The organism is Amycolatopsis sp., assembly GCF_035546795.1.
Taxonomy (GTDB): domain Bacteria; phylum Actinomycetota; class Actinomycetes; order Mycobacteriales; family Pseudonocardiaceae; genus Amycolatopsis_E.
On sequence record NZ_DASZWC010000028.1, the window covers coordinates 149,255 to 171,320 of the forward strand.

Annotated in this window: 18 protein-coding genes and 1 tRNA gene; 9 read left to right on the forward strand and 10 right to left on the reverse strand. The window is 63.1% G+C overall.

The window, feature by feature from the left end; all coding sequences use genetic code 11:
- Positions 1 to 3 precede the first annotated feature (3 nt).
- The 8 genes from VHD82_RS18230 to VHD82_RS18265 all read right to left on the reverse strand — a co-directional run bounded on the left by VHD82_RS18230 (position 4) and on the right by VHD82_RS18265 (position 11,081).
- The gene (locus VHD82_RS18230) at positions 4 to 765 is read right to left on the reverse strand and encodes an ABC transporter permease (protein WP_325704794.1); all 762 of its coding nucleotides are present in this window, start codon (positions 763 to 765) and stop codon (positions 4 to 6) included.
- A gap of 107 nt (positions 766 to 872) precedes the next feature.
- Positions 873 to 1,796: an ABC transporter permease gene (locus VHD82_RS18235; RefSeq protein ID WP_325704796.1), complete on the reverse strand. Its 924-nt coding sequence runs from the start codon at positions 1,794 to 1,796 to the stop codon at positions 873 to 875.
- Positions 1,797 to 1,832: 36 nt separating this feature from the next.
- Positions 1,833 to 3,440: an ABC transporter substrate-binding protein gene (locus VHD82_RS18240; protein WP_325704798.1), complete on the reverse strand. Its 1,608-nt coding sequence runs from the start codon at positions 3,438 to 3,440 to the stop codon at positions 1,833 to 1,835.
- A gap of 1,191 nt (positions 3,441 to 4,631) precedes the next feature.
- Entirely contained in the window at positions 4,632 to 5,867 is a 1,236-nt protein-coding gene (neuC, locus tag VHD82_RS18245; protein WP_325704800.1) for a UDP-N-acetylglucosamine 2-epimerase, read from the reverse strand.
- Positions 5,868 to 6,190: 323 nt separating this feature from the next.
- Positions 6,191 to 7,627, reverse strand: a complete 1,437-nt coding sequence (locus VHD82_RS18250) for an MFS transporter (protein WP_325704802.1) — start codon at positions 7,625 to 7,627, stop codon at positions 6,191 to 6,193.
- Between the two features lie 67 nt (positions 7,628 to 7,694).
- Positions 7,695 to 8,837 carry a DegT/DnrJ/EryC1/StrS family aminotransferase gene (locus VHD82_RS18255; protein ID WP_325704804.1) on the reverse strand — a complete coding sequence of 381 codons (1,143 nt, stop codon included), beginning with the start codon at positions 8,835 to 8,837 and terminating at the stop codon, positions 7,695 to 7,697.
- Complete coding sequence (locus tag VHD82_RS18260; protein WP_325704806.1) at positions 8,834 to 9,877, reverse strand: SDR family NAD(P)-dependent oxidoreductase; 1,044 nt, start codon at positions 9,875 to 9,877, stop codon at positions 8,834 to 8,836. Before VHD82_RS18260 ends, VHD82_RS18255 begins: the two co-directional genes overlap by 4 nt.
- Positions 9,878 to 10,016: 139 nt before the next feature.
- Positions 10,017 to 11,081, reverse strand: a complete 1,065-nt coding sequence (locus tag VHD82_RS18265) for a nucleotidyltransferase family protein (protein WP_325704808.1) — start codon at positions 11,079 to 11,081, stop codon at positions 10,017 to 10,019.
- Between the two features lie 228 nt (positions 11,082 to 11,309).
- Here VHD82_RS18265 and VHD82_RS18270 point away from each other — a divergent pair, with 228 nt between their 5' ends.
- From VHD82_RS18270 to VHD82_RS18310, 9 genes are all read left to right on the forward strand, one after another.
- A complete protein-coding gene (locus VHD82_RS18270; RefSeq protein ID WP_325704809.1) occupies positions 11,310 to 12,692 on the forward strand; it encodes a helix-turn-helix transcriptional regulator in 1,383 nt (460 codons plus the stop codon).
- Between the two features lie 9 nt (positions 12,693 to 12,701).
- Positions 12,702 to 13,430 carry an esterase/lipase family protein gene (locus VHD82_RS18275; RefSeq protein WP_325704811.1) on the forward strand — a complete coding sequence of 243 codons (729 nt, stop codon included), beginning with the start codon at positions 12,702 to 12,704 and terminating at the stop codon, positions 13,428 to 13,430.
- 137 nt (positions 13,431 to 13,567) lie between these two features.
- On the forward strand, positions 13,568 to 13,822 hold the full coding sequence (locus VHD82_RS18280) for a hypothetical protein (protein WP_325704813.1): 255 nt from the start codon (positions 13,568 to 13,570) through the stop codon (positions 13,820 to 13,822).
- A gap of 430 nt (positions 13,823 to 14,252) precedes the next feature.
- A tRNA-Ser gene (locus VHD82_RS18285) sits at positions 14,253 to 14,342 on the forward strand.
- Positions 14,343 to 14,410: 68 nt separating this feature from the next.
- Complete coding sequence (locus tag VHD82_RS18290) at positions 14,411 to 14,614, forward strand: hypothetical protein (protein WP_325704842.1); 204 nt, start codon at positions 14,411 to 14,413, stop codon at positions 14,612 to 14,614.
- Between the two features lie 153 nt (positions 14,615 to 14,767).
- A complete protein-coding gene (locus tag VHD82_RS18295) occupies positions 14,768 to 15,028 on the forward strand; it encodes a hypothetical protein (RefSeq protein ID WP_236789917.1) in 261 nt (86 codons plus the stop codon).
- Positions 15,029 to 15,277, forward strand: coding sequence for a hypothetical protein (locus tag VHD82_RS18300; protein WP_325704818.1), 249 nt, complete (start codon positions 15,029 to 15,031; stop codon positions 15,275 to 15,277).
- A 53-nt stretch (positions 15,278 to 15,330) separates the two neighbouring features.
- A complete protein-coding gene (locus VHD82_RS18305) occupies positions 15,331 to 17,997 on the forward strand; it encodes an FtsK/SpoIIIE domain-containing protein (RefSeq protein WP_325704836.1) in 2,667 nt (888 codons plus the stop codon).
- Entirely contained in the window at positions 17,997 to 18,356 is a 360-nt protein-coding gene (locus tag VHD82_RS18310) for a hypothetical protein (RefSeq protein WP_325704821.1), read from the forward strand. Before VHD82_RS18305 ends, VHD82_RS18310 begins: the two co-directional genes overlap by 1 nt.
- On the opposite strand, the gene metK is transcribed toward VHD82_RS18310, so the two are convergent.
- Together metK and VHD82_RS18320 are read right to left on the reverse strand one after the other, a co-directional pair.
- Positions 18,357 to 19,556, reverse strand: coding sequence for a methionine adenosyltransferase (gene metK, locus VHD82_RS18315; protein ID WP_325704823.1), 1,200 nt, complete (start codon positions 19,554 to 19,556; stop codon positions 18,357 to 18,359).
- Positions 19,557 to 19,702: 146 nt separating this feature from the next.
- Entirely contained in the window at positions 19,703 to 22,063 is a 2,361-nt protein-coding gene (locus tag VHD82_RS18320; protein ID WP_325704839.1) for an endonuclease/exonuclease/phosphatase family protein, read from the reverse strand.
- Positions 22,064 to 22,066 lie beyond the last annotated feature (3 nt).

Below are 22,066 nucleotides of genomic sequence, written 5' to 3' on the forward strand. Positions count from 1 at the left end.
GCGTCACCCCGTCACATTCACTCGAAGTCGGTCTCGTAAGCCGTCTCCGACCAGGTTGGCCGCAACAACTAGAAAAACCACAAAGAAGCCTGGCACAGTTGCGACCCACCAGGCACTGCCGAGCTGATCACGGCCTTGTGAAATCATGTACCCCAAACTGACAGTTGGCGGAGTCAAGCCTAATCCCAAGAACGATAGCGCCGCCTCGGACAGAATTACAAATCCTATGTGCAATGAAGCAAAGACAACGATCGGGGTTGCCGACGCCGGCACAAGGTGGCCGAACAAAATACCAGTCCTGCGAGCGCCGGCCAGCCGTGCGGCTGCAATGTACCCCCGTTGCCGTTCCACCAGGACCGTAGCCCTGACCAACCGCGCATAGGGAACCCAGCTGACTGACGCCAATAAGACGATCATGCCGACCATAGTCGCGTGGATGACCATCGACGCAGCCAGGAATATCACAAGTGGTGGCACTGCGAGTTGAAGGTCGACAAGCCGCATCAGCACGGCATCGATCCAACCTCCCGAGTAGCCTGCCCAGGCGCCGACAAGGACCCCAACAAACGCACTTACGAAAACTACTGCACAGCCGATTATCAAGGATGTCACGACGCCACGTGCACACCACGCGAGCAAGTCACGTCCGAGCACATCCGTGCCAAGCAGGTGCCCCTCGGATAATGGCGGAACAGCACCGACCGATAGATCCTGCTCATTCGGATCACCTTGAGTGAAATATGTGACGAAAACGAGGAAGGCCAAGAGTCCGAAAACTATGATTCCCGAGCGCAGGGACGCGACCCCTGGCTTAGCCCGCTCTTGCGCGGACCGCTTCTCAATCCTGGTGACGCGACCGGATAACAGCATCCTCAGCCTCCCGCCCGAACTCGCGGATCATTGGCGAACATGATTACGTCCGCAATCAAGTTCAGCAAGACGTAGAACAGCGCAACAACTATTATTATTGCCTGAACCACTACGAAGTCTCGAGCAAGTACCGCGGAAACCACCAGGTTGCCGATGCCTGGCCAGGAAAATATTGTTTCCACAATAATACTTCCGGAAATAAGGTAGCCAAGCTGTAGCGCAATATAGTTACTTGCAGGACCCAAAATTCCTCGAAGTGCATGTCGGAACATTATTCTGTTTGTCGATATCGCCCGGGAATGCATTGCCTCGACGAATTCACTGGACAATACCTCGAGCAACTGGCCCCTGAACAATCGATACATGATCGGAATAACCGGCAGGGCCAGCGTCGCAGCCGGGAGCACGATCGAACTTGGTCCGTAGAAACCGAAGCTTGGAAGCTTACCCAACTTTACGGAGAACAGCAGAATCAGCATCAGGCCGAGCCAGAAGTCTGGAACCCCCTGGAGCACGCCAATGGTACGGCGAACCACGCGGTCGCCAAGCATGTCCGGGCGACGAGCGCCGAGCATCGCCAGCGCGAGACCCACGAATACGGCGACCACTATGGCGACAAGTACAAGAATCAGAGTGTTTGGAAGCGCGGTAAGGACACTTGATATGGCCCCCTGATTTGTCCTATAGGACACACCGAAGTCGCCGACGAAGATCCTCGAAATATAATGCATAAATCGATAGAAAAGTGGCCGATCGTAACCAAGTTGAACATTCAAAGCGGCCCGTTGGTCGGCGGTTAGGAACGGGCCACCGATCACGTCGGAAGGCTTCCCGATAACATTCGTCAAAAGGAAACTGATGAGGACGGCACCCAGAACGACAACCAGCCCCTGCAGTATCCTCGTCACAAAGTAGCGAAGTGTCACAGGACCCCTCCCTCGGCACGTCGTACGAGATCAGCTTTACAAGAATAAAACTCCATAATTCGGCGCGAATCCGTCCTGTGGAGTTTTGTACCCGTGGACGGACGACTTATGCGCGTCTATGGCCATGACTGTGTACAAGGGAATAGCCGGTAGCTCCTGAGCATATTTCTCTTGTATCTGCGCGATTACGGCAGATCGCTCAGGGCCATCAGCCATGTTCGACATCTGTTCGACCAGATCATCGGCCGCCTTGAACCCAGAAATTGCCTGAATTCGCTGGGTTTCGAAAACAAACGGTCCACCGTTCACCCAGCCCAAATCACCGCATATGGCATGGTATTTGATATGCGCAGGATCAGCCAACTCTTTGGAAACCTGACCTATCGGTTCTTGGGTAACCGTCAGGTTGATGCCGATCTTTTGAACCATGCCGCTAATCGCCTCTTCGACTCGGTCCAAGTTCGCACCGAGTCCTGGCGCCCAGACAATTTCCATATTGATCGGTGTGGGCAGGCCGCTTTCGTTGATCAGTTGCTTGGCCCGATCGAGGTCCACGGGGTACTGCGTCGACGGCGCCTTATATCCGTACAAGCCTGGCGGCATGATGCTGTCGGCTGCCTGGGCGACACCACCGAGGATCGATTTCACGATCGCATTCCTGTCGATCGCGAAAGATATGGCCTGCCTGACTTTGATGTTACTAGCAGGACCGGTACCACTCAAAAAGAAGATCAACTGATCCTGAGTCCAGGCCAGTTTCTGACTGACGACAAGGCTGGGGTCAGACTTCAAGCTGGCCGAATCAGACGGTGTCATGCCCAGCACCAGGTCGACGCTGCCGGATTTCAGTGCCGCCGCTCGCGCCGAAGCATCGGGAATGATTTGAAATCGGATCTGTTCCAGATATGGCCCCGGGCCACGGTACTCGGTGTTCGCTGAGAGCACGACGTTCTGTGCCACGGTATAGCTGATGAATTTGTAAGGGCCAGTCCCCGTTGGAGTCTTTTTCACTGCGTCCGGTCCCGCATCGAGGAGCTTAGGCGAAATGATCCTTATAAAAGTCGAATTGCGCCCTAGATCCGGCATAGGGCTTTGACTCGTGATGCGTATGACGTTCGGGTCCGAGTCGTCATATTTTGCATTCTTGGGAACAAGATTTGCCCAAGTGGCTTCGGTTCTTCCATAGTACTCATAGGATTTTCGAACGGCAGTAGAAGTCAAAGGTTCGCCATCGTGGAACTTTACCCCTGGATTCAGGGTGAACGTCCATTCACGAGCGTCCGGCGAAGACTCGAACTTGGCAGCAAGGCTTCCTTCGATATCACTCGTGTCCCCACTGAAACGTGTGAGACCCTCATAAACGCTGTTCGCGATGATCCCAAGATCTTGTCTGTCCGCGGCGACGGTCGGGTCGAGACTCAACGGCTCGCCGTTGCCCGCGATATTGAGGATTCCTATCGGACGTGCAGGAGGCACATCATTTCCGGACGATGCCTGCTCTGGGCTTCCGAGAGAGCACGCGGCCAGGCCCTGTGCACCGACAGCGCCGATCGTCGAGAACATCAGTATCTTGAGCACATCGCGACGCGTCGCGCCCGCAGCGGACGGCGGAAAATCGACATCACGGGCTAATTTGTCGGCCATAACTTCCTCACAGTGATTTCAGTTAACAGCGCATGGACTACTAAACCTCACCCCTGAAGAGGAATACGTTCTAGAATCGGATTGTGGCGCACCCGATTTGGCCACGGAGGCGAAATTATGTTCTGGCGTGTGCTCCAGCAACCGACCGCGTAATCCGGAAGCGACTCCGATGCCATGATCATTGGCGCGTCGGCCTTCGCCCCCTCCAACGCAGGCCAGTCAACCGACGTATCAGTCGAACCGACCCAGCCTGCTGCACGAGCAATCAGCACCGTAGGCACTCGAGCACCTCACATTCGGAGTAGACCGGCAAACGGCCAGACGGCGCTTTCGGCGTGTCCCTGCTGACGCCCACACCCTCGTCAATGCGAGTACCACTCACCTGTCGTCAATATGAAATACTAGTCTCACTGGTCGAAATCAAGAGTGAATGGTGGACGACGTCATGTCAAGGGGAGGCCCCTCCGGCGAGTCGAGACTCGGCCTGACCACGGGTGCTCCCTCAGCCGCCCGTCACTGCGGCGACATCGTCACGTGCTGGACAGCGCTTGCTCCAGGAATACGCTGTGTGCTTACTTACATACCTACAACCACTGCGCCTGGACCGCCAAGCATCTGACGTACGGCAACTTCGACGTCCCGTGTCACCGCACCCCGGCTACTACTGCGGTGGCGGCGGCCGTTGTCATAGGAGACCCAGACCGATGTCGATCTTCTTTCCGCGTTGGCGCGACGGGCGAGATCGGTGGAAGGCCACCGACATCGTCGGCTCGTAGTGATCACCTGGCCGCCGTCGGATCGTTACACGCCCCTGGCTTCGTGGACAAGACACTCATTCCGATATCGGCCTGTTGCTGATGCAGGCAGCGAGAGCAGGGCCGTCGGTACATCACCGAGTTGGCAGACGCTTCGCGTTACCTCAAGCACCAACGCACCGTCCTCTACGCCGAGCCGTCTCGATCTGGCAAGGCGATATCATCGATCACGGCCTGACCTCGTGAAAGTCCGGTGGTTGCGCGGCAACCTCAGGCCGAGGACTCGCTGGCGGCACCTTCGCCTGACAAACGTGCCAGGCCACACCAGCACATCAAGCCGCGAGTATTGACTCGCCAATCTTCCGGACCGCGACACCAGAGATGCCCGACCGGCCTAAACGACTCATCCTTAGGCACTCCCATTACGCTGCCAAAATCAACAAGCCTCAGTCTCGGCAATCTTATTGAATGACTTTGCCAAAACTTTTCTGCCCCTCAGATTTTTCAAGGTTTCAAGGATAACGTCATTGTCGTCATCCGGGTCCACAAAACAGGGATTACGTGGATTACTCTTCCCAATAGAGAGTGCGCGCTTAATTCCCGAAGTTATTTCGGTCGCGTCACACGCCACGTCGACCACCGAGCTCGCGCGGCGGCGACCGGCCTGTCGTGATCCGACATTCACGCTTGGTACGTGTAGTCCTGGCGCTTCGATAATCCCGCTCGAGGAGTTCCCGATCACGGCGTCGCTGTAACTCAACAGACTCATGTAGCGCCGCCGCCCAAGCGATGATATGAAGGCAGCACGATGCGCCGTCCGCGAGACGTAATCCTTGATCGCCGAGGAAATGTAGCTTGAACCTATGTCAACATTTGGCGATGTGAAAATAAGGGTAGAATTCGTGAATGACTCGAGGCCTGACAGAAGCTCCTCTATGCCAGTTCGCGTCTCCGCTTCATCAGCCGTAACCGGATGAAAAGTCACCGTGAAGACGGGCGGACGAAGTGGCAGCCCGACCACTCGTTCAACCTCCTGCCGTGACAGGAGATCACCGATCGCAAGCCTCGCGCCGACAACATGCACCATTGCCGGATCCTCGCCCATCTGGACCACTCGCTCTCGGTCAGCGGAGTCAAGAACGAAGTGGACATGGGCCAATTTCGAGATGGCGTGACGGGCGCGTTCATCGATCGACCCATAGGTCAACTGCCCACCACCAATGTGGGCGATCACCACCGGGTGGGGCAATGCGGCCACCGCAGCGGCCAGTGTTTCGTACCGGTCACCGACAACCAGTAGCACGTCCGGCCGCAGCCGCGAAAAGGCTTCCGTGTAACCAATTATGGCCAAGCCGAGGGACTTTCCGACTCCAGTCGGTGTCTCGCTCGCCAACACCATCTCAATCCGCTCGTCTACAGGCACGCCGTCCTGTTCAATCTCATGCACAGTCATTCCTTGGCTGTCCACGAGGTGACCGCCTGAAGCCAAGACATGCAGCTGGATATCCGGGTCGTCGTGCAGACGCCGTAAGACGCCGGATAGATGGCTGTAGTCAGCTCGCGAACCGGTGAACGCACACACGCGGATCTGCCTTGTGACAGACAACTGCAACTCCCAGTCGTTGCGGTGAGGCAACAAGCCCTGCTCACCGAGGATATGGCATTCGCGCACTCACTCCGGCCAGGCATGACTTTATTAAACGGCTAAAAACCATTGCAGACAGCGAGTTCAACCGCCGGACTCACAACTGCCGGAAAATACTAATTCTCACCTCGCTATCCGTATCGGCCGGCACCGGGTGCCTAAATAAATTCTCTATCTCGCACACGAAATACCAGTGCTCGCGAAGGGTTATCAGGCGAGATATCGACCGCGCCCCGGAATCAGATCGTGCACCCAGTCGGCGTGATCGCACCGACGAGTTCGCTGCGCGGCACGACTAATGAAATCTTACTCACTGGCGTCGTTTAGCCACTCCGATCAAAGCAGGAGTGTCAAAGGCCTGGAGTAAGCTTCTTTGCTCTTTTCCTCCGTCCAATCACCAGCACCGCGATCCCCAACAGCGCGACTACGGCCGCACACCAGACCGATGCTACGGAGAATCCCCTTGCCGTCTCGGCTCGATCGCCGGTCGAACCGTTTGCAGTGACACTTGCAGCGATAGTGCTGAATAGAGCACTTCCCAATGTCGCCCCGACAAGCTGCGATGCTGTGACCAGACCCGACGCGGCGCCGGCATTCCCGAGCCCTACGCGCCGAGTCGCGGTGTCCATTACTGCAGGCATCGCGATGCCGACTCCCGCACCGATGAGCAATTCCGCAGGAAGGATGAGGACCAAGTAGGACGCAGAATCCGTCAGGTGCCCCAGGAAGAACATCGCGATCGCCACAAATAACAGGCCGCTGAGCATCCTTGATCTGGGCGCGACTTGTTGCCGCAAACACCGGAACGCAAATGTCGATATTACAATGTTTGCTGCTAGGATCGGCACCAACGCGAGCCCGGTGTTCAACGCACTGAGACTCAATACTGTCTGGAGATAGTAGGTCACAAAAAGAAGCATTCCGTACAAGCCGAAGCTGACCGCTCCTCCCGCGACAAACGCAGCGATCCGGGCGCTGCTCGCAATGACCTGGCGAGGAAGAAGAACGTCGTGCCCGCGTACATGTCTTACCGTATAGGATCCCAGCAAGACAACACCCATGGCCAGCGATCCGACTCCACTCGGCAGTCGCCATCCGTACGCCGCCACGTCGGTCAATGAATAGATGATCAACGCTATTCCGCCACCGCTCAGCAGGGCTCCCAGCCAATCAAGATCGACACTATGGCGCAATTCATCGACGTTCAACACGATCCAGGCGGCCAACGTCGAAAGCACGGCTATCGGAATATTAATATAGAGGCACCATCGCCAGTCGAGAAACTCTGTCAACGTTCCGCCGAGCACGGTCCCCAGTGCGGCACCACCGGCAATCAGGGCGTTGAAGATACTGAACGCTCTTGCTCGATCTGCGCCTGCCGGATATGACACAGACAGTACCGACAGGGCAGCAGGGGCAAGAGTGCCAGCGAGCGTGCCTTGCGCTACGCGCGCAACGATGAACATCCACGTCTCACCCGCGGCACCGCCGAACGCCGAGGCTGCCGCGAATCCGAGAACACTTGTGATAAGCATTCGCTTACGACCGAATCTGTCGGCGAACCGGCCGCCGAGCAACAACGTCGCACCAAACGGTAGCGTGTACGCGCTAATCGCCCATTGCCTTGTCATGTCCGACATGCCGAGATCACGTTGCAGTGTGGGCATCGCGACGCTGACCACGGTCACGTCGATATTTACCATCAGATGGGAGATGCCGACCACCCAGAGCGCGATCCACTTCCTTCGCGCGGTCACCGACTCGATTTCAACCTGCTCGGTAGTCATGAGATATCTTCAACTGTCCCGATTCTTGTCATAAAATTCAGTGACCAGTTCTCGAATGGCTGGCAGATCATCTCAATGAATCAATTAGGTTTACGGCCACTCTTCGTATTTCGTCGGCTGTCAAGTCGACAGAACTCGGGAGCGACAGGCCCCGATCGTAGATACTGTCTGCCACTCCTGCGCCCAAGCGTGCGACTGTGCTGTATGGCTTCTGCTGATGTACAGGCGGCCATAGCTTCCTGGCCTCAATTCCTTGTTCACGTAACCTGTCAGCGACAACAGACGGCCCGAAGCAATTAAGATCCAGAAGGATCGAGTGCAACCAATAAGAGGGGTTCGCCCAGTCAGCCACAGGCGCGCATTTCAATGGCAACCCGGCCAGCAGCTGACGATAAATGGCTGCATTATGCCGTTTGATGTCCAGCACTTTGGACAGTCGTTCCAACTGGGCGAGCCCGAGCGCGGCTGCGATATTGGTCAGCCTGTAATTGTACCCGATCTCATCGTGGCGATAGTCGCCATCGGATTCTTTCGCCTGGGTTGTCAAATATTTCGCCTTAGCCGCCGATGGCTCGTCGTTACTCACGATCATCCCGCCGCCGCCGCTGGTGATTATTTTGTTACCGTTGAACGAGAAACATCCAAAATCACCTACGGTGCCGACTTGACGGCCGGCGGCTGGCCCTCCTGTCCAGGAGGCACCCAGCGATTCCGCGGCATCTTCGACAATCCGGATTCCGAATCTCTCGCGCAGGTCTAGTAGAGGCTCTATGTCAGCCGGGTGGCCAAGGACATGCACCACTTCGATCACATCTGGTATCCGGGCTCCGGCAGCCGAGCGCCGCACGACTTCATCATGCAGAAGCGCTGTATTCATATTCCAAGTTTCAGGTTCGCTATCGACCAGCATAAGATCGGCACCGGTGTAGGAAGCCGCGTTGGCCGACGCTATGAACGTGAAGTCCGAAACCGCCACCAGACGACTCGGCGCCGCCCCAGCCAGACGCAAGGCCACGTGCAGAGCGGCTGTGCCGCTCGCGCAGGCCACTGCGTGCCCAACGCCGACCGCTGCAGCGAACTTCTGCTCGAATCGACTCACGAACGCGCCCACGGACGATACGAATCCGCTGCGGACACACTCGTTCAAGTACTCCGCCTCGTTGCCCGCAAGAACAGGCACGGCCAACGGTATCTTGCGATAGGCAGTCACCGTTGGTACCTCGAAGCGCGGATCCGATCGACACGTGTGCGTAGCCAATCAGCCGTCAGTTTCAGTCCACTGCGCAGGTCTGTACGCGGGCTCCACCCGAGCAATTCAGCAGCTCGCGCGGGCTCGGAGAGCAGCACTTGCACTTCGCTGTTGTCGGGCCGGATCCGCGCCTTGTCGTCAACGGCCTTCGCATCAGAGTCAGTGACCTCGCAGCACAAGTCGAACAACTCGCCTATCGATACTGCATGCCCAGTCCCGAGTTGGATCAGCGATCCGGGCTTGTCAGCTGAATTGGCCATCCGCACAAAGCCGTCAACAGTATCATCTACAAAAGTGAAGTCACGCTTGGGCGAAAGACTTCCGAGACGCACCTCCCGACATCCCGTCAACAGTTGGCCAAGGATCGTTGGGATTACGGCCCGCGCTGATTGCCTCGGGCCGAAAGTATTAAATGGGCGCAAGGTAACGACATTGACGTCGAAGGAACGCGCATATGCCTCACAAAGTTGGTCGGCGGCGATTTTTGACGCGGCATATGGCGACTGGCCGCACAACCTGTGACGCTCATTGATCGGGACTGAATGTGGAGTTCCGTATACCTCGCTCGTCGAGGTGTGCACCACCCGGGTCGAACCATTGTCCCTGGAGGCTTCAAGCACGTTTAGTGTCCCGTTGACGTTGGTTTCAATAAACGAGGAAGGCGCCTGGTAGCTATAGGGAATCGCAATCAACGCGGCCAGGTGGAAAACCGTCTCAACTCCGCGTGCCGCCTCTCGGACGGAGCGTGCATCACGGATGTCACCAAGGCGGATGTCGATTTGATCCACAGCATTCTGATCTAATTCATCGAGCCAGCCGTAGGACCCGTTGGAGTTGTAAACACAGAAGGCACGTACATTTGCACCTTCCCTGATCAGCCGTTCCACCAGATGGCTTCCGATGAAGCCATCTGCGCCGGTAACAAGGACACGTTTGCCTGAAAAACCATTCACAGACTTTTTCCGTTCATTGATGTTCTTCGTCCGGGCGCCAATGGCCATCGATGACCGGTGGTACGTTGTTGCCTGCCGGCTCGACTGCAATGGGCTTAGTCTCAAATATAGACACAGCGAAATATGCCGGGGAGGAGTCCGGTTCAAGCGGGTTCTCGCATCTTCGGATATCGGCTTCAAGTGTCAGTTACACCTGACCACGCGCCTGAGCAAGCTCGGCTGGCCGGCCGATATCCTGCCAGTCTTCCTGCAGCGACCAAAGGCCTACCTTGTCTCCAGCTACCAGGCATTGGTCGAAAAGCTTGGTGATGGGAAACAGTTCGGCGCGCGGAATCCGCGAAAGAAGTCGGGGTTCGATTACGTATATGCCGGCATTGACAGCCCACGAGCGCGTCGGCTTCTCAACGATCCGCACGAGCTGGCCGCCAGCGGACTCGAGTACGCCGAATGGAACCTGGTGTTCGTACTCGCTTACTGCGATCGTGGCCGCAGCCCTCAGTTGCCGGTGCGCCTCCAGGAAAGAATCAACCGAGAAGCTGGTAATCAAGTCGCCGTTCATCACAAGAATTGGCGCTTGCGGGGTATAACCCAGGTCTTCGAGCAACCGGAGCGGTCCTCCGGTGCCGAGTGGGGTATCCGTCTCCTCACGTAAATACTCGATGGAACAGCCGAATTTGGATCCGTCGCCGAAATGCTTTTCGATAATATCTGCCAGATAATTGACTGAGAGAAATATTCTCTCAATACCAGAGCCGACAAGGTGGAGCACAAGACGTTCGAGAATTGGTCGGCCGGCGACGGGTAACATCGGCTTCGGCATGTTCTTGGTCAACGGCCCGAGTCGGGTGCCCTTACCGCCAGCCATGATCACGGCCCAGTTCTCACAAGGACGCGGCCCGATCACGGCATCATCAACGTGTATGCCAGTCACCCGCCCTCGCGGGTCGAGCACCGGTACTTCGTGCAACTTGAGGGCGTGCATAAGGTCCAAGACCTCCGCGCGACTCTCTGTTGCGCCAACCTGGGCTCGCGGCTTCCGCATGATCGTTCTTACGGTGTCCGTCAGATCCGAGCCGCCGAGAAGCGCTTTCCTGATGTCCTCTTCCGTGACAACACCGACGAGTAGCCCACCCGGCTTCACGACGAAGACGCTCTCGACACATAGCTGGTCGATGATCGACAGTGCTTTTCTGACGGTTGAGTCCTCAGAGATCAACAACTCTGAGAACTGCAAATTCAGGTTCGTCACCATCAGTCACTCCCTGATCTCTAAGACTGAGATCCAGGCTCACCGTGCCCCCACGGTGGCAGCCAGGGGGCGGGTTTCATCCGTCCTGACCCCCTCAGGCGCCGACCTGCGGGCCGAGCGGCACCGTGCGCCAAATCGCCAAAGGCGTGCGCAAAACGTACAGCCGAGGGGGTCACAGCGGAGCTAGCGTCAGAGCTTCCCAAGGGCCAACGAGGGAGCACGGAGCCAATCATGGAAGTGGATTTCAACCAGCCGATCTCACACGTCATCCGAGCGGCCCGGCGTCGGCGGCAGCTCAGCCAGTACTCGCTGGCCCGCGAGCTCGCCACGGTCTCCGGTCGCCCCACCATCACCCGCGACCTGGTGGCTCGCTGGGAACGTGGGCACCAGATCCCCCGGCTCGGTACCCGCCAGTGGCTGGCCGTGGTCCTACAGGTCCCGCAGGAAAGACTCGACATCGCGGCCGCGGCGGCGCGGCGCCGAAGTCGGTTGGGGCACGCGGTTGTCACGGAGAACGCTCCGGCATCGCCCGGCCCGGCCCGCCGCGCGCAGGGCACGCCGGCGCTGCTGCCGGTGTTCCGTTCCCGTGTCCAGGCCGGGATCCTCGCGGCGACACTACTCAACCCCGACCGTTCGTTCAGCCTCACCGAGCTGGCCGAACACGCCGGCAGTTCGCTGGCCTCGGTCGACAAGGAGAACAAGCTCCTCGAGAAGGCCGGCATCCTGACCAGCCGCCGCGAGGGCACGATCCGGCTCATGCGTGCGGCCGGCGACCGCGGCCCGCTGGTCGGCCCGCTCACCGAGCTGATGCGGCTGACCTACGGAGTCCCCCAGGTCGTCGGCGAGGAATTCGGCTGTGTGCCGGGCGTGGCACGGATCGTCGTTGGTGGCGTGTGGGCGGACCGGTTCGCGGGCATCGCCGGCCCGTCGCCGGAAAGCATCGAGCTGCTCATCGCGGCCCAACCGGGCAAGAACCTCGACAGCCGTGCGCTCACGACCGCCGGGCGGCGCACCGAGCAACGGCTCAAGCGGCCGGTGCACTTCTCCGTCGTCCCGCTCGAGCAGGAGATCGACACACTGAAGATCCCGCGCCAGCGCCCTGGCCACCCGGTCGTCGAGGTCGCGCCGATCCGGCCGCGCGTGGTACCGCAGATCGCGGGCGTCGAGCTGGACGGGCAGGACGTCGTGCGCAGGCTGATGCGCACGGGCCAGCTCGAACTCGTCAGCGGGCCCGCCGCGAGCAGCCAGCCGTTCCTGCAACTGGCCAGCAAGCACGCGGCAGCGGCCGAGCACCTGACCGACGCCTCGCCGGACTCCGCGTTCGTGCTGCTCGCCAAGGCTGCCCAGCTCATCGGCTCCGCTCTCCTTGCGCAGCAAGGCATCCGCGCTTCCGCGTCGGCGCCGGACCACGTGATCGGCACCGTCGTCGCCGCCCAGTTCGGGCACCAGTTCGCCCAGGTCGAGATGCTCCGGCAGCGCTCGCGCGAACTGGACGCCCCGACCAGCCGCGACAGCCACGTCGTACCCGCCGAGGCCAAGACGTACCTGGGCACGGTCCGTTCGCTGCTGGCCGCGACCGCCGAGATCATGCCCAAACTGGGCCTGTTCAGCTGAGGTGACGACATGCTGCGCACCGCAGCCGCCGAACTGGCAAGCGTGCTGACCCACCTCGTCCGCTACCCCTCGGGCATCGGCCACCGGTGGCCGGCCGTCCCGGTTTCCGAACGCAGACCGCTGGTGGTCCTGCCGGGGTTCGCGGACAACGCCTCCATCTTCACCGAGCTCAAGGCAGCGCTCGATGCCCGGCGCGCCGGGTCGGTCGTCTCGTTCGGCTACAGCCCGCTGGTGGGCAACGTGCAGACGGCGGCGGCCCGGCTTGCCGAGCAGGTGGAGCTGTTGTGCGAGGTCAGTGGTGCGGCCAAGGTCGGCGTCGTCGGGCACAGTCTCGGCGGGCTGATCGCGCGGTATTACGTGCAACGGCTCGGCGGGCACCAGCGTGTCGAAACCGTCGCCACCCTCGCGACCCCGCACAACGGAACCCTCGCCGCCTGGCTGCCTTCGCCGCTGCCGCTGGTCCGCCAGCTGCGGCCGGGCAGCGAACTGATGACCGAACTGGCCGAGCCCGCGCCCGGCTGCACGACCGAGTTCGTCGCCTTCGGCGGCGATGGCGACCAGATCGTGCTGCCTGCCCGCAACGCCCGGCTGACCCACCCCGACCTGCGGGTGCGCAATGTGGTGGTGCATGGTGCCGGGCACCTCGGCATTGCCGCACACCGGCAGGTCATCGACGAGATCTGTGCACTGTTCGAACCAGTGGATCCGGTCGAGGTACCGATGCCGCGATCGGCTTGACCGTTCGTCGACAGCAGCCATAGACTGTTTCACTGACCGAATTTGACGTACCGGCAAAAGAAACACTAGTCGAAGCGTCAGTGACCCGACCACCGCTCGTTCTGGCCACTGAAGGTGACTGGAAGGCGGTCACGAACATGAACAACACGCTCCCCCGCCGAGCACTGGCGATGTTGAGAGCGGCCGCGGCCGGCCGCGCGGAGATGACCTGCAGCTGCGAACCCGACCTGTTCATCGACGGTCTTGCCTGCTGCGACCAGGTGACCGCCCGGCTGCTCGCGCACACCGGTCTCATCCGCCCCGCCCGCCCCGGCACCCTGGGCCAGCGCGTCCCGGTGCGGCTCACCGCGGCGGGGCACGCGGCCCTGCAGGCGACTCCGGAAGCGGCCTGAGCAGTCGATCTTCCCGGTATGTTCGCCGGATGACCACGTCCGGGTTGGCCGCCATCGAGCCGTCCCCACTGCGCGTAGATCCGGGCAATGGCAAGGGAATCGCCGAACTTTCGCTCCAGGCAAGGCTTTCCGACATGATCGCGGTCCCGGTTCGCCGGCACCTGCTGCCCGGGTTCGCGACGAACGTGCGGGATTCCTTCAGCGCCGAGGCGATCGGCGAAGCCTCGGCCGAACAGAGTTCCCTGCGAAATCGAGGAGGTCGAGCCCGTCTTCGATCTCCAGCCGAACGTCGGCGCCTGCGGCGAGACGTGCGTCGAACACGGGAGGGCCACCAGCAGGCAGTGCGCGGCGTTTCGCGGGGTCAGCAGTTCCACCGCGAGGCCGGACCCCGTAACCGCTGGTCGAGCCGGGCTCCTGTACCCTCTCCCACGGAGGATTGGCCGAGCGGCCTAAGGCGCACGATTGGAAATCGTGTTGGGTGTAACAGCCCTCACGGGTTCGAATCCCGTATCCTCCGCCAGCTGAAGGTGAAACGCCGGGCACCCGCTTCATGGGTCGCCCGGCGTTTTCCGTACGCGGGTGCCCGCGATGATGGCCCTCGCGGGAGACGTGGCCGGCCAGCGGATCCTGGCCGGGGGCAGGCTGATCGCGTCCGTCGACCACCCCTTCACCGCCGCCGGTTTCCGACTTGCCGTCATCAGCGAGCCGCAGCCCGACCCGGCCGCCCGTGAGCTGTTTCCCGACGGCTTCGTCGTAGCGGCCCCACCAGACGTCGACAAGTCGGCCCGGTAGCAATTCCCGGCCAGATCCGAGTGGGTTTCGGGCATTTCTCACCCGAACGGTCTAGTGACCGCCCTCATAGCCGGATCGACGCTACCGATAGTTTGGTAGCAGTCGCCGAGAACGGCGACCGAAGAACCGATGATCCGAGGAGAACCCGCGCCAATGGCCGGAGTGGAAGAGATCCGCGCTGGGATAGCGATGGCGAACGAGAAATGCAACGCCAGCGTCGCCGCCCTGCAACAGGCCGCGCAGGCACTGGAAGAAGCACAACAGATCCTCGGGCAGGTCACGTCCGGCAGCACCCAGCCGGAGGTGACCCAGGCGCACGGCCTGCTCGCCGAGGCAGTGCAGGGCATCAACGGCCAGCAGAGCACGATCCAGGCGGCCGTCTCGTCGGCCGAGTCGTACTCCGCCCGGCTGTAGATGTACTCACTCTCCGAACTGCATGCGCAACTGAGCGCATTCCGTGCCAAACTGGCTGAGGCAACCGAACACACCAACCGCGCGGTGGAGCTGCTTGATGAAGCTCGCGAAACGATCGTCACCGCTTTCGAGCAGGCGGAGCCGTGGGTGCCGCCCGAGCTCGCCGTCGCCGAGGACCGGCTCCGCCAGGATGTCGACCGCCTGGTCGCGGCCGACGACCTGGTGAACGGCTACCAGGCAAGACTGTGAAGCTCGGCAGGTCCAACGAACAACGCGGGCGGGTGCTCACCGCCCTCGGCAACATGCGTCAGCAGCTCGGGCTGGTGCTCGGTGCGGCCCGCTCCGCGCGGGAATCGGCCGAGACCAACCTGGCACGCCTGGAGCTCGAGCGCCGGATCCTCGAGGTCGGCATCTCGCGGGCGAGCGCCGACCAGGAGCTGGCCGACGCGTTGCGCAGCCCGGCGATGGCCGGTGTCCGGGACCAGCTCAACGCGGTGCACAACGCGTTCTACGCCGACGCCGGCACGGTGCCCGCCCGGCTGCGCGAACTGGTCGAACAGGTCGCGCCCGGCCCAGCGAGCCGGCCACCCAGTGACTGGCTCGGCCGGATCGGCACCGAAAACCTGACACCACCGCCACTCTGGCGGATCGGATCGTCCACAATGGACTCCAACGGGCCGTTTCCGGTGGCAGTCCCCCTGCTGGAGGAATCGCACCTCGCCATCACCACCGCGCCCAAGACCAGGGCCGCGGTGGAGGCGATGGTCGAAGGCCTGCTGTTGCGCGTGCTCAGCAGCATGGAGCCCGGCGCGGTCCGGGTACACCTGTGGGACGTGGGGCAACTCACCGCGGTACTGCCCAACCTGTATCCGCTCAGCCGCACCAGCGCGGTCACCGTCTACGACCCGGCGCGGCTGGAGGATCTGCTCGACGAGCTCGCCGGGCATATCCGCCGCATCCACGCCCAGACCATGCAGGCGGGCCACCATTCCCTGCGCAGCATGCGGGAATCGCTCGGCCAGCGCACCGAACCGTGGCGGATAGCGGTGCTGTTCGGCAACGGCGAGGAGTGGGCGCGCGAACCGTTGCGTGAGCTGCGGCGGATCGCGGGCGGGGCACTGGCGGCCGGGATCTCGCTGATCGTGGTCGATCTGCCGACGGTGCTCGGCGGCGGCGTGGAGAACATCCGGCTGCTCGACGACCGGCACGCGGTGACGAGCATGACCGGCTCGGAGATCGTCGTCGACCTGGATCCGCCGATCTCCGCCTCCGACGCCGGCGGCACGGCGAGCAGGCTCGCCGAGGCCCTGGTCGCGCGCCAGGGCGGGCCGCGCTCGTTCGCCGATCTGCTGCCGACCGAACGCGGTCAGGAGAGTTCGGCGCGGGAACTTCGCGCCCCGGTGGGCTTTTTCGAGGGTGACCCGGTCGAGGTCGTGATCGGCGACGGCAGCCCGCACGCGCTGATCGGCGGGCCGAGCGGTTCGGGCAAGACGAACTTCCTGTACGCGCTGATAGGCAGCCTCGCCGCCCGCTACCCGCCCGACGAGCTGGCGTTGTATTTGCTGGACTTCAAGGAGGGCGTCTCCTTCGCGGGGCTGGCGCCCGGCAGGCGCGACGCGAGCTGGCTGCCGCACGCCCGGCTGATCGGGGTCAACGTCAACACCGACCGCGAGTTCGGCTTGGCGCTGCTGCGTTTCCTCGCCGACGAGCTGCGCCGGCGTTCGGCCGCGGCCAAGGAACACGAAGTGACCGACCTCGCCGCGCTGCGCCAGCAGGATCCGGCCGGGCACTGGCCGCGGATCGTGGCGATCATCGACGAGTTCCAGTATCTGTTCGCGGGCCGGGATTCGGTGACGAACCAGGCCACGGCGCTGCTGGAGGACATCGCCCGCCGTGGCCGTGCGCAGGGCATTCACCTGATCCTGGCCAGCCAGGACATCGCCGGGATCGACGCGTTCTGGGGCAAGCCCGCGGTGTTCGAGCAGTGCACACTGAGGATCGCGATGCCGAAGGCGCGCCGCGTGCTCGCCGAGACGAACAACGCCGCGGTGGCCGCCCCGAAGTGGCACTCGGTGATCAACCACGACTCCGGGGTGGCGCACGGCAACCAGCTGGCGCACGTGCCCGACGCCAGCGGCAAGGACATTTTCGCTTCCCTGCAAAGGGAACTGTGGGAGCGCTACGCCGACGAGCACCAGCGCCCCCGGCTGTTCGACGGGGCGCACTCGCCGGTGCTGGAGCAGGTGCCGGCGTATGTCTCGTTGACCCCAGGCGTGCGGCCGCATGCGCTGCTGGGCCAGTCGATCGACGTCGAGGACATCGCGTGCTCGTTCGAGCTTTCCCGCTCGCCGGGCCGGAACCTCGCGGTGCTGGGCACGGCCGCGGCGGAAGCACTATCCATTATGGACGCCGCCGCGCGGTCGCTGGGCCGCCAGTTCGCGCCCGAGGACGTCGAGTTCCTGGTGTGCTGCCTCGTGGACAGGTGCAGGCCCGCGGTCGAACAGGTCGTCGACGGGCTCAAGGCGGACGGCCACCTGGTGGAGCAGCTCCGTGAGGACGAGCTGGCCGCGCGGATGGTGCGGCTCCTCGAAGAGCCGGCCGCGCACCCGCGGCTGTTGCTGCTCTACGGCGTGGACGCGGCGCTGCCGACGCTGGAGGCCAAGAAGCCGGGCGAGCTCAAGAGCGGGCTCGACCATTTCCGCGCCGTGCTCAAGCAGGGCCCGACCAACGGCGTGCACACGCTGGGCTGGTGGCGCAGCACGGCACGGCTGAAGGACACGCTCGGCTTCGGCGGCCCGGACGACATCGGCGCGTGGGCCGCCCTGGATGTGCAGGGCAGCGAGCTCAGCCAGTTCGCCGCCGGGCAGGTGGTGCACTGGTCGCCGCGCCCGGGGCGCGCGCTGTTCTTCGACCGCAGCACGCACGTCTCGCCGGAAGTGATGATCCCCTTCGACCGGCCGGAGCACTGATGACGTCACCAGCCATGCGCTACAAGGAAATCGTCGGCCTTGCCGGGAAGGCGGCCGAGGATCTGCGCGCCTGGGAGCTGCACCGGGTGGACGAGCTGCAGTCGGAGATCGCGGGCGCGTCCGCGGGCGTCGCCGCAGCGCAGGAACGCGAGCAGCGCGCAATCAAGACGGCGCAGCACTGGTGGCGGATGGCGCGGGACAACGTGTCCCGGCTGCCCTGGCTGGAGGTCGCCGAAGATCCGGAGCCCGCGTTGAACGCGCCCGCGTCCCGGCTCGACAGCTACCTCAACGAGGTGAAACCGCTCTACCAGGAACTCGTGGACGCCGTGCTGCGCCTTGGCTGGCGCGCCCGGCGCTGATCACGCCTTGGCCGCGTCCTTCAGCGCCGCCGCCCGGTCCGTCCGCTCCCACGGCAGATCCAGGTCCGCGCGACCGAAATGGCCGTACGAAGCCGTTTGCGCGTAGATCGGGCGCAGCAGGTCGAGGTCGCGGATGATCGCGGCCGGGCGCAGGTCGAACACCTCGGTCACGGCGCCCTGGATCCTGCCCGGGTCCACCTGCTCGGTGCCGAAGGTCTCCACGAACAGGCCGACCGGCGCGGCTTTCCCGATCGCGTAAGCCACCTGGAGCTCGGCGCGCTCGGCGAGCCCCGCGGCGACCACGTTCTTGGCCACCCAGCGCATCGCGTACGCCGCCGATCGGTCCACTTTGGACGGATCCTTGCCGGAGAACGCGCCGCCGCCGTGCCGGGCCATCCCGCCATAGGTGTCGACGATGATCTTGCGCCCGGTCAGCCCGGCGTCGCCCATCGGCCCGCCGACCACGAACCGGCCGGTGGGGTTGATCAGGATCCTGGCTTCGCCCACGTCCAGGCCGAGTTTCGCCACCTCGGGCCGGATCACCTGCTCGATCAGGTCGGGCGTCAGCATGGCGTCGAGGTCGATGCCCTCGGCGTGCTGGCTGGAGATGACCACGGTGTCCAGCCGCACCGGCGCGTCCCCGGCGTATTCGATGGTCACCTGCGTCTTGCCGTCGGGGCGCAGGTATGGCACCGCGCCGCTCTTGCGGACCTCCGTCAGCCGGCGGGCCAACCGGTGCGCCAGCGCGATCGGCAACGGCATCAGCTCGGGGGTGTCGCCGCAGGCGTAGCCGAACATCAGCCCTTGGTCACCGGCGCCCTGGCGGTCGATCTCGTCGAGCGCGTTCTCCAGACGGGACTCGTACGCGGTGTTCACGCCCTGCGCGATGTCCGGGGACTGCGCGCCGATCGCGACGTTGACCCCGCAGGACGTGCCGTCGAAGCCCTTCGCGGAGGAGTCATAGCCGATGTCCAGGATTTTCGCGCGCACCAGCGTCGGCACGTCCACGTACGCCTCGGTGGTCACCTCCCCGGCCACGTGCACCTGACCGGTGGTGATCAGCGACTCGACCGCGACCCGGCTGCGCGGATCCGCGGCCAGCAGCGCGTCGAGGATGGTGTCGCTGATTGCGTCACACATCTTGTCGGGATGGCCCTCGGTCACCGATTCGCTGGTGAACAGGCGTCGGGTGGCAGTCACGGTGCCGTCTCCTTCTCGTGATGCGTGCGTCGCCTAGGGATCGGCAACCACGCGGCCGTGTTACAGCCCGGCCGCGTGGCAATCCCTGACACGACGCACGCCACGTCGAGTGAAACCCGAACGAGACGGCCTGTCGAGATCCGAATTCAGCTGCACACCCCTGGCTTGAACCGGACGATCTGCGGGTCGTGGTCGCTGGCCTGGGTGGCGAACTCGGAGTTGATGTGCACCACGTCGTAGTCCACGTCGCGGGGGCTCTTCGAGGTGAGAATGTGGTCCAGCACCTGGGAATTGCCCTCGTAGACATAGCTGTAGCGCTCGCTGGGCGGGAGCGTCCCGATGAGGTCGGTCAGCGTTCCGCCCTTGGTGAGCGTCTGCACCGCCGGGGAGAACTGGTAGTCGTTCAGGTCACCGGCCACGATCACGTTGGCATTCCGGTCGGCCGCGAGGATCTGGTCCACGAACCCGCGCAGCACCTGGGCCTGCTGCCCGCGCTGTACCTCGGAACTGCGCGTCGGCGGCTGGTAGCGGCCGTGTGTCGGCTGGTCGCCGCCCTTGGAGTTGAAGTGGTTCGCGATCACGAACACCGTCTGCCCGTGGAAAACGAACTCGCCTGCCAGGGGTTTGCGACTGTCGGTCCACGCTGCGTTCGTCGGGTCCACGCGACCGGGCGAGGCTGACAGGTGCGTCTTGCCGCGCTCCGGCACCACCGAGACCGCGGTGGTCGCATCCCCGCCCGGGCGGTCCACAAAGGACACTCGCTTCGGGTTGAACAGGAAACCGACCCGGATGTTCCCGCCTGGCTCGCCGCCGTCCGTGCGGTCCTGCGGGTCGATCTCACGCCATTCGTAGCGTGGCCCGCCGGCGGCGGCGATCGCGTCGGTGAACTTCTGCAGCGTCTGGTCCGCCGCGACCACTCCGTCGCCGTTGCCGTCGGCGCCGTTGTTGTCCTGGATCTCCTCCAGCGTGACCACGTCCGGCGAGCGCAGGTTGTCCACGATGCCGTGCGCCAGCCGGTCGAACTTGTCCTGACTGTCCACAGCGGACAGATTCTCGACGTTGTAGGTGGCCACCGCGAGTTCGTCGCCGCGCTGTTTGCGGGTGACCTCGGGTTGCGTGCCGCCGTCCTTGACTCCGCCGAGAACGGTCGCCTGCAGGGTGTAGCCGCCGAAGGAGTCGTACTCGACCGGGCCGGTGGTGATGCCGGTCAGCGTGTCACCGGTGTTGACGACCGGGAAGGGCCGCTGCGCGAACGGAATCAGCGACTCGACCTTGAGCACCCCGGTGTTGTTCTGGTCGTAGCCGGAGTAGACGGTGCCACCGCGGGCGTCCGGGTGCTGGTTCGGTTTGGTGGTCACGTAAAGCTCGTTGTAGGCCGTGGTCGGGCCGACCACGCGAGCGTCGGAAATGCTGACGTTCTCGCCCTCGTGCGCTTCCCAGAAGTCCAGGGAGTACTTGGCGGGTTCCAGCGCGAGGCCCTCGATGTTGCCGCCGATCTGTGGGGCCAGCACTTCCGGGACGGTGTCCGGATTGATGACAGTCGGTGCCGGCAGGGGATTTCCGCTCGACTGGATCGTCCACTGTGGACCGGCCAGCTCGGTGGTCGACTGGTAGATCGAGTTGTTCGGGTCGTCCGGGTAGTACTCGCTGACGGTGCCGCTCGCGGTCACCGCGTCCCCGACGGCGACCTGCGGTGTGGTCGAACCGGTGAAGACGAACAGGCCTTCGCTGGTGCGCGGATCGGTGTCGGGCTGGGGGTCGGTGAACCAGAAACCGCGCGAGGAGCCAAAAGTTCGCAGCGCGGTGACGACACCGGTCACGCCGGTGACCTTCTGGCCCTTGAGCGGGGAAACCCTGGTGGTGCCCTGGATGTCGTGGATACGCGCGGCGACCGGCGGGGTGCCGCCACCCGGAGTATCGCCGTTTCCGTTGACCGGGGTCGGCTCCCCGGCGGTGAAGTCGGCGGAGTTGTCGTCGGTGTCGGCGCCGGTACGCGAGACGGAGGTGGTGTTGCTCGCCGCCGGCGCCGGGTTGGTCTCCCGGACGACGGCCGTGCCGTAGCCGACGAGGTCGTGGATCGTGGTGTCCGCGGCGCAGTCGGCGGCAGTGAGGCAGGTCAGCGCGGTGGTGCCGTGCACGAGCGCGACCGTGCCCGCGCCGGCCGCGAGCGCGATGCTGCCCGTCGCATCCGGTGTCGGCAGCTCGACGGTTCCGCCGGCGCCCTTCGACTCGCCGACGAGGTAGCGGCCTCCCGCGGCGACGCTCCCGGTCAACGGCGTGACCTGCCATTTGCTCGACGCGCTCGGTGACGCGGGCAGGTACTGCACGCTCCAGCCGTCCAGGCTCGCCGCGCCGCTCGCGTTGGTCAGCTCGATGAAGTCGCTGGTGAGCGTGGCCCCGGCGTTGCCACCGCCGCCGTAGACCTCACCGATCAGGACGTCGGTGCTCGGCGTGGCCAGCGCGGGGGTGGCGACCCCCGCGGCGGCGATCGTCAACGCGGCGAGCACGGC